General features: G+C 68.0%; 8 protein-coding genes. 3 read left to right on the top strand and 5 right to left on the bottom strand.

The annotated features are described in order from the left end of the window. Window positions 1-102: 102 nt before the first annotated feature. Both OS124_RS0119395 and rpsT read right to left on the bottom strand, forming a co-directional pair. Complete coding sequence (locus OS124_RS0119395) at window positions 103-348, bottom strand: DnaA N-terminal domain-containing protein (protein ID WP_010141582.1); 246 nt, start codon at window positions 346-348, stop codon at window positions 103-105. Between the two features lie 546 nt (window positions 349-894). Beyond that, the gene (rpsT, locus tag OS124_RS0119400) at window positions 895-1,158 is read right to left on the bottom strand and encodes a 30S ribosomal protein S20 (RefSeq protein WP_010141583.1); all 264 of its coding nucleotides are present in this window, start codon (window positions 1,156-1,158) and stop codon (window positions 895-897) included. Window positions 1,159-1,528: 370 nt separating this feature from the next. On the opposite strand from rpsT, the gene OS124_RS0119405 reads away from it, so the two are divergent. Further along, a complete protein-coding gene (locus OS124_RS0119405) occupies window positions 1,529-2,665 on the top strand; it encodes an NAD(P)/FAD-dependent oxidoreductase (protein WP_010141584.1) in 1,137 nt (378 codons plus the stop codon). Window positions 2,666-2,744: 79 nt separating this feature from the next. Here OS124_RS0119405 and OS124_RS0119410 read toward each other — a convergent pair whose 3' ends face one another. Next, window positions 2,745-3,521 carry an enoyl-CoA hydratase gene (locus OS124_RS0119410; protein ID WP_010141585.1) on the bottom strand — a complete coding sequence of 259 codons (777 nt, stop codon included), beginning with the start codon at window positions 3,519-3,521 and terminating at the stop codon, window positions 2,745-2,747. 66 nt (window positions 3,522-3,587) lie between these two features. Beyond that, window positions 3,588-4,439: a bifunctional DNA-formamidopyrimidine glycosylase/DNA-(apurinic or apyrimidinic site) lyase gene (mutM, locus tag OS124_RS0119415; protein ID WP_010141586.1), complete on the bottom strand. Its 852-nt coding sequence runs from the start codon at window positions 4,437-4,439 to the stop codon at window positions 3,588-3,590. 131 nt (window positions 4,440-4,570) lie between these two features. On the opposite strand from mutM, the gene ubiE reads away from it, so the two are divergent. Both ubiE and ubiB read left to right on the top strand, forming a co-directional pair. After that, window positions 4,571-5,314 carry a bifunctional demethylmenaquinone methyltransferase/2-methoxy-6-polyprenyl-1,4-benzoquinol methylase UbiE gene (gene ubiE / locus OS124_RS0119420; RefSeq protein ID WP_010141587.1) on the top strand — a complete coding sequence of 248 codons (744 nt, stop codon included), beginning with the start codon at window positions 4,571-4,573 and terminating at the stop codon, window positions 5,312-5,314. 3 nt (window positions 5,315-5,317) lie between these two features. Then, complete coding sequence (ubiB, locus tag OS124_RS0119425; protein WP_010141588.1) at window positions 5,318-6,850, top strand: 2-polyprenylphenol 6-hydroxylase; 1,533 nt, start codon at window positions 5,318-5,320, stop codon at window positions 6,848-6,850. A gap of 170 nt (window positions 6,851-7,020) precedes the next feature. Here ubiB and OS124_RS25290 read toward each other — a convergent pair. Continuing rightward, the coding region (locus OS124_RS25290) for a phosphotransferase family protein (RefSeq protein ID WP_010141590.1) at window positions 7,021-7,908 on the bottom strand (888 nt) is incomplete at its 5' end.

Genomic DNA, 7,908 nt, shown 5'->3' on the forward strand with positions numbered 1-7,908 from the left:
GCGGCGGAGCGCGGCGCAAGCGAGGACACCGGAGTCGCAGCGGGGCGGGGCGACGCGGTGGCGGCAGACGGCGCGGGCGCCTGGCTCATCGCGCGGGCGGCTTCACGGGCGGCGACGGTAAAGTCGATCCGACGCACCGCCGGGTCGATCGCGGTGAGGGCGCGCAGGGATGTCGTCCTCGAAGTGACGTTGCACATAGGTGCCTGCATATCCCGAGGGGGCGGCCATGGTGGCGACGCCTTCCCGCAGCGAGAGCAGTTCCAGCGGCGCAATCCAGTTGGTGTAATTGTGCTCGCTCACCGAAGTGCGAAGGGTTTCTTTCAGCTCGCCCCAGCTCGTATTCGCCATCTTTTCCTTATCCCCAATCACCAAACGTCTGACGGTACCCGGGTTCGTCCGGGCTTGGCTTGTCGTCGCCATGGGGGAACAGTCATCCGCCCGTTTCGTGGCCTGAACGAAACGGTTCCGGTATCACCGGCGTATGACCAAAGCTAGCCGTAGCGGCGGAAGCGATTCCCGCCGGGCAGACTGGCCAGGTTGTGTTACATGGACAGCGCTGACAAATGGGACGGCGAGAACGGCAGTCGTTTCAAGCCTTTGTCAGCCAGCAGCCCCTGTTCCGGGACCAATTGTCCCCCCCAAGGCGATGTGACTCGCACTCGGAAGCTAGCAACTTCGGCGCGACAGCCGCAACTGCACAACGCGCTTGACTCAGGTCGAAGCCGAAAGGAATCGACCCTCTGTGTCCATGCTGCCTCTGTCCCGTCCGCAGCCCCTTTGCCGGGGCGACAGGCATCAAAAAAGGCGCGGCCCAGGGCCACGCCTTTGCTCTCAATCGCTTACCGGACATCGCCCGGAAAGGGTCGGGGCACGAGGGCCCCGGGCCGGTGCGGCTCAGGCGATCGTCTTCACCCGTGCGGCCAGGCGCGAGATTTTCCGCGAGGCGGTGTTCTTGTGGTAAACGCCCTTGGTGACGCCCCGCATCAGTTCGGGCTGGGCCGCGCGCAGGGCTGCGGCTGCGGCTTCCTTGTCACCCGAGGCGATGGCTTCCTCGACCTTGCGCAGGAAGGTACGGATGCGCGAGCGGCGTGCCTTGTTGACGGTGGTGCGGGTTTCGATCTGACGGGCGCGTTTCTTGGACTGCGGCGAATTGGCCATGGTGTTCGACTTTCCGGTCTGCGGTTCTGGTTACACTTCGATGCCGCCGCCGCAGGTCCGTTCGGGATGGCCCGACACAAAAAACCTGCCAAAAGCAGAAACAGTCCCGTGGCAGGCTGCGGAAGAATTCCCTTCCGCGTTCTCCGGCACAATGCGGCCTCACGACACTGTCGACCTCGAAGAGGTGCGAGATATTGCGCGCCGTCTAATCCCTCGATGCGGCAGAGTCAACAGGGCTGCGCCAAGGGGCGGGCCGGGGGGCATTGCGTCAATATTGTTTACGCAGGGGCAGGCGGGCGATAGGCTTTGCGGATCAGGCGTCCGGCGGGTGTGGGTCCGGCCAGGCGGGCTGGGCAGAGCGGGATGGGCTATGCAGGGATCTTTCGATGTCCTGGTGGTCGGCGCGGGGATCACGGGATTATCCGTGGCGGCGGCCCTGTCGGACAGCTGTCGTGTCGCGGTGCTGGAACGCGAAGCCGCGCCGGGCCGTCATGCCTCCGGTCGGGCGGTGGCGATTCTGCGGCTTCTGCACGGGCAGCCCGAGCTGCGTCGCCTGGCCGAGGTCTCGCTGCCTTTCCTCGGCGATCGTCACCCCGAGATCGACGCCCGGCCCCTGGTCCACCGGCGCGGCATGCTGCTGCTGGCGCGGGCCGACCAGCTCGAGTTGCTCGAACGGGTTGCGACCCATCCCTATTCCGACGGACTTCTGCATCGGCTGGACTCGCAGGCACTGGCCCGGCTGGTGCCGCAACTGCGGCAGGGCTACGCGGCCGGGGCACTTCTGGAGGACGGGGCCTGCGACATCGACGTGCCCCGGCTGATGGACCTGGCACGCCGTCGGCTCGAGATGCGCGGCGGCAGGCTGATCTGTGGTGCCGGGGTGCGCAGCCTGTCCCGTGCCGCGGGGCTCTGGCGGGTCGAGACCGCTGCGGGCGGCTTCTCGGCGCCGGTGATCGTCAATGCGGCGGGGGCCTGGGCCGACGGGCTGGCAAGGTTGGCGGGTGCGGCGCCGGTCGGGCTGACCTCTCGCCGCCGGACCATCCTGGACGTCGAGGCGCAGGGCATGCAGCGGCTGTCGTTGCTGCCGACCATCGTCGACATGGACCTGCACTTCTACCTCAAGCCCGAGTCCGGGAGGATCCTGATCTCACCGGCAGATGAGACCATTGCCGGGACTGACGAGACGCTGCCCGAGGAGCTGGACGTGACGCTGTGCCTCGACCGGATCCGCGCCTGTTTCGACACCGGGATCCTGTCGGTGCGCCGGGTCTGGGCCGGGCTGCGCAGTTACACGCCCGACCGGCTGCCCGTGGTGGGCTTCGATGCCGGTTGCCCGGGGTTCTTCTGGCTGGCCGGTCAGGGCGCCGTGGGGATCCAGACGGTGCCGGCCATGACCGCGCTGGCGGCCTCTGGCATCACCGGCGATCCGCTGAGCGCGGACTACCGCAGCCTCGCTGACCTCGGCCAGCGCCTGTCCCCGGATCGCTTCGCGCCGGCCAGCCCCTAGGGCCGCTGCACAGAAAAAAGGGCCGGCGCGGGCCGACCCTTCTGCATTGCCATTGCCCGTCCGCCCGGAGGCGTCGGTGTCAGCGGTCGCGGAACTGCGCTTCGCGCTTCTCGAGGAAGGCGGTCATGCCCTCCTTCTGGTCCTCGGTGGCGAAGAGCGAGAAGAACAGACGCTTCTCGAACAGCAGCCCCTCGGTGAGGGTGGTTTCCTCGGCGCGGTTCACCGCCTCCTTCACCGCCATGACCGAGATCATGCTCTTTTCGGCGATCTTGGCGGCGGCCTGCATGGCGGTTTCCAGCAGCTTCTTGCAGGGCACGACACGGCTGACGAGGCCTGCGCGCTCTGCCTCCTCGGCATCCATGAAGCGCCCGGTCAGGTTCATGTCCATCGCCTTGGCCTTGCCGATGGCGCGGGTCAGTCGCTGGCTGCCGCCCATGCCGGCCATGACGCCCAGGTTGATCTCGGGCTGGCCGAACTTGGCGTTGTCGCCCGCGATGATGAAATCGCACATCATCGCCAGCTCGCAGCCGCCGCCAAGCGCGTAGCCGGATACGGCGGCGATGATCGGCTTGCGGATGCGGGAGATGGCGCCGGTGGCCTCGCTGAACAGGTCCTCCGAGTAGACATCGACGAAGCCCTTCTCGGCCATCATCTTGATGTCGGCGCCCGCGGCGAAGAATTTCTCGGTTCCGGTGATGACGATGCAGCGGACCTTCGGGTCCTTCTGGGCCGCCTTCAGCGCCTGGGCCAGTTCGGACAGCAGGACGTCGTTGAGGGCGTTCATCGCATCCGGCCGGTTCAGTTTCACCAGCGCGATGTGGTCTTCGATCTCGACGATGATCGTCTCGTAAGCCATGGGGTGAGTGTCCCTGTTGCGAAGATGTAGGGCCGATTCCCTAGCATCTTGCCCCCCGGGATCAAGCTATCTTTGGCATTGCGGGCAGTAGAAGCTGGATCGCCCCGACTGCACCAGCCGGCGAATCGAGCCCGCGCAGCCCTCGGTCCGGCAGGGGGCGCCTTCGCGGCCGTAGACATCGAAAGAGTGCTGGAAATAGCCCAATTCGCCATCTGCCTGGCGGAAATCCTTCAGCGACGAGCCCCCTGCCTCGATCGCGTCCAGCAGCACCTGTCGGATGATCGGCACCAGCGCGGCAAGCCGCGTTGTGGCAATCCGGTCACAGCGCCGCGCCGGGGAAATGCGCGCCCGGTAGAGGGTTTCGCAGACGTAGATGTTGCCCAGCCCCGCCACCACGTGCTGATCCAGCAGCGCCGTCTTGATCGGAGAGCGGCGGGCCTTCAGCCGGTCCGCCAGGTAGGCCCCGTCGAACTGGTTGCCCAGCGGTTCCGGCCCGAGGGCGGCCAGCAGCGGGTGGCTCTCGGCGGTCAGGGTGGGCAGCAGGTCCATGGCGCCGAAGCGGCGGGGGTCGTTGAAGGTGATGCGGGCGCCGTTCTCCATGTCGAAGACCACGTGGTCGTGCTTCTGCGCCGCGCCGTGCTCATGCACGAAACGGCCCAGGGGATCGCCCGAGACCGTCATCCGCCCCGACATGCCCAGGTGGATCAGCAGGCTTTCGCCGCTGTCGAGATCCGCCAGGATGTACTTGGACCGCCGCCGCAGCTGCAGCACGCGCCGCCCGGCGAGACGCTCGGCCATCCTCTCGGGGAAGGGCCAGCGCAGGTCCGGGCGATTGACGGCAGCGGCGCGGATCACCGTGCCTTCCATGGCGGGGGCAAGGCCCCGCATGACCGTCTCGACCTCTGGCAATTCCGGCATCGGCGGGCCCTCGCTGCTTTTGCTTTTCCTCTCCTCAGGTCAGGCCCCTGAGGCCCCGGGTGCGCGCGGGTCGCATTGCAGCGCCCGGCCATCGCCCTATAAGGAGAAGGACAGCAATAAGGCATGGGCGCATGAACGAAAAGACCACCCATTTCGGCTTTACCGAGATCCCGGAATCCGAAAAGGCCACCCGCGTGCAGGGGGTCTTCGGATCGGTCGCCTCGAAGTACGACGTGATGAATGATGCCATGAGCCTGGGCATCCACCGCCTCTGGAAGGATGCGATGATGGATTGGCTGGCGCCGCGCCCCGGGCAGAAGCTGCTGGATGTGGCGGGCGGCACCGGGGATATCTCGTTCCGGTTCCTCAAGCGTGCCGGCCATGGCCATGCCACCGTGCTGGACCTGACAGAGCCGATGCTGGTCGCCGGGCGCCAGCGCGCCGAGGCGGCCTCCATGGCCGACCAGCTGGACTGGGTTGTCGGCGACGCCATGGCGCTGCCCTTCGAGGACAACACCTTCGACACCTACACGATCAGCTTCGGGATCCGGAACGTCACCCGCCCGCAGGAGGCCCTGAACGAGGCCTTCCGGGTGCTGAAACCCGGCGGACGCCTGATGGTGCTGGAGTTCAGCCAGATCCCCACCCCGGCGCTGCAATGGGCCTATGACCGCTATTCGTTCAACTGCATCCCGGTGATGGGCAAGATCATCGCCGACGACCGCGACAGCTATCAGTACCTGGTGGAATCGATCCGCAAGTTCCCCGACCAGGAGACCTTCCTGGGCATGGTGCGGACCGCCGGCTTCGACAATGCCAAGTACCGTAACCTCTCGCTGGGAATCGCCTGCCTGCACTCGGGCTGGAAGCTGTAAGCGATGCGTGGACCTCATAACATCTGGCGCCTGATCCGCACGGGCGCCACCTTCGAACGTACCGGCGCGATGAAGCAGCTTCTGGATGCCTACGAAGCGCCGCCGCTGCTGCGCCTGGCGGCCCGTGTGCTGGGCTGGCCCTTCCAGTGGCTGGGGCTGAAAGGCGACCCTTCGGCGCCGCCTCTGCCCCGCGCGCTGACCGCCCTCGGGCCGGCCTATATCAAGTTCGGCCAGATCCTTTCGACCCGCCCCGATGTGGTGGGGCCGGACCTGGCGGCTGAGCTGCGGGTGCTGCAGGACAAGCTGCCACCGTTTTCCCGCGCCGTTGCGATGAAATCCGTCGAGGCAGAGCTGGGGCAGCCGGCGGATGTGCTGTTTTCCGAGTTCAGCGAGCCGATTGCCGCGGCCTCCATCGCCCAGGTGCATCACGCCCGACTGGCCGAGACCGGCGAAGAGGTCGCGGTGAAGATCCTGCGGCCGGGGATCGAGCGCGCCTTCCGCAAGGATGTCGACGCCTTCTATCTCGCCGCCTGGCTGATCGACGCCCTGGCGCCGTTCTCCCGCCGGTTGCGGCCCAAGGATGTGATCGAGCATTTTGACGGCGTGGTCCGGGCCGAGCTGGACCTGAGGCTGGAGGCCGCCGCCGCCAGTGAATACGCCGCCAATACCAAGGATGACGCGGGCTTCCGCCTGCCCGCGGTGGACTGGTTCCACTCGTCCCGCCGGGTGATGACCATGGGCTGGGTCGAGGGCATTCCGCTGGGCGACACCGCTGCCATGGATGCAGCCGGCATCGACCGCGCCGAGCTGGGCGAGAGGGTGCTGTCGCTGTTCCTCAAGCACGCGCTGCGCGACGGCTACTTCCACGGCGACATGCATCACGGCAACCTGAAGGTGGCGCTGAACGGCACGCTGCTGGCCTATGACTTCGGCATCATGGGGCACCTCGATGCCTATACGCGCCGGGTCTACGCGGAAATCCTCTACGGGTTCATCCGGCGCGACTACAAGCGCGTCGCCCAGGTGCATTTCGAGGCCGGCTACGTGCCCGCCGACCGCGATGTCGACGAATTCGCCCGCGCCCTGCGCGCTGTCGGGGAGCCGATCTTCGGCATGGATGCGACACGGATCTCGATGGGTCGGCTGCTGGCCTATCTCTTCGAGGTCACGGAGCGTTTCGGGATGGAAACCCGGACCGAGCTGATCCTGCTGCAACGCACCATGGTGGTGGTCGAGGGGGTGTCGCGCTCTCTCAATCCGCAGATCAACATCTGGGACATCGCCAAGCCGATCGTGCAGGAATACATCGAAAAGAGCATCGGCCCGCGCGCCATGCTCGCCGACCTCGCGGCGACGGCGAAGGTTCTGGGCCGCTACGGACCGCGCCTGCCCGAGCTGGTCGACCGCACGCTCTCGCAACAGCTGGCGCAGCCCGCGCCGCGGCCCCGCGTCTCGTTGCGGGCGGTTGCGGGCGCCGGGCTGGGGGGCGCACTGGCGGGCGGTCTGGTGGTCCTGGCGGTGCTGGGACTGGGCTAGTCCCGGCGGATCGGAGGATATCTCGGAAGGCGTGGCAGACCACACATGACAGGGATCGGCGCCTCGGGCCGACCCCTCGCCTGCGTGGCGGGGCCTGGCCCGGAACGGAGACCGCGACCGGGGGCAGGCCCCGGCGAACCTCTCCCGTGGCGACCCGGGGGGCGCGGCGCTCAGATCGCCCAGCCCTGCTGCTCCAGCTCTGCCGCCCGGGCATCTTCGACCGAGCCCTCTGCCGCGCGGTGCAGGCAATGGGCGATCATCCGGGCCGACAGGAAGGGCTGCAGCGCGCGCAGCCGCCGGGTGATCTGGGGCCGGTCATAGGCCTGCAGGAAGGCCCGGGCCTCGACCGCGTTCAGCACCCGGCCCAGGTAGAGATGGCTCATGGCGGGGGACAGGAAGGTAGCGAGGTCGAGGCAGGGATCGCCGAGCGCCGGGCACTGCCAGTCGATCAGCCGCAGGCCGTCGGGTGTTTCGACCAGATTTCCGGCCACCGGGTCGCCGTGCAGCAGCATCGGGCGGGCGAGCGGCGGCACCTCACGCGACGGCAGCCCCGCCAGCACCGAGGCGGCCTGCGGCAGATCCCCCAGCTGGGCCGACACCTCGGCGCGCAACGCGGTGCTGCCATCGGCGGCCCGGCGCAGGCTGCGGGCCAGCGCATCGGGCACCGGTCCGTCATGCAGGCGGCGCAGCAGGCGGGCGACGCGCGCCGTGTCGCCCTGCCAGAGTGACCCCGGCAGGTGCCGATAGACCAGACAGGGGCCAAGTGCGCCCTGCCACTGCGCGACTGGCCGCGGCGCGAGGCTGCGGCCCTCGAGCTGGCGCAGGCAGGCGGCCTCGGCGTCGGGATCATTGGGGAAGACGGGCCCGGCGCGCCCCGGCCGGTAGAGCTTCAGCACCAGATCACACCCTGGGGCCTGCAGGCGCCAGCAGAGATTGCTGCGCCCGCCGCTCAGCCTTTGCCAGCCGGTGGGTGCGGCGCCGGGGCAGGCGGTGACGACTTCTTCGGTCAGTGCGTCCATGGCAGCGGCGGAGAGCCCTGACCCGGGCAGCAGACCTGA

It is taken from the genome of Oceanicola sp. S124 (genome assembly GCF_000220565.1).
Classification (GTDB): domain Bacteria; phylum Pseudomonadota; class Alphaproteobacteria; order Rhodobacterales; family Rhodobacteraceae; genus Pseudooceanicola.

Excerpts from the sequence above, each read along its gene's own strand:
- ubiB (WP_010141588.1), top strand. The coding sequence starts at position 5,318 with ATGCGTGGACCTCATAACATCTGGCGCCTGATCCGCACGGGCGCCACC.
- OS124_RS0119395 (WP_010141582.1), bottom strand. The coding sequence starts at position 348 with ATGGCGAATACGAGCTGGGGCGAGCTGAAAGAAACCCTTCGCACTTCG.
- rpsT (WP_010141583.1), bottom strand. The coding sequence starts at position 1,158 with ATGGCCAATTCGCCGCAGTCCAAGAAACGCGCCCGTCAGATCGAAACC.
- OS124_RS0119410 (WP_010141585.1), bottom strand. The coding sequence starts at position 3,521 with ATGGCTTACGAGACGATCATCGTCGAGATCGAAGACCACATCGCGCTG.
- ubiE (WP_010141587.1), top strand. The coding sequence starts at position 4,571 with ATGAACGAAAAGACCACCCATTTCGGCTTTACCGAGATCCCGGAATCC.
- OS124_RS0119405 (WP_010141584.1), top strand. The coding sequence starts at position 1,529 with ATGCAGGGATCTTTCGATGTCCTGGTGGTCGGCGCGGGGATCACGGGA.
- mutM (WP_010141586.1), bottom strand. The coding sequence starts at position 4,439 with ATGCCGGAATTGCCAGAGGTCGAGACGGTCATGCGGGGCCTTGCCCCC.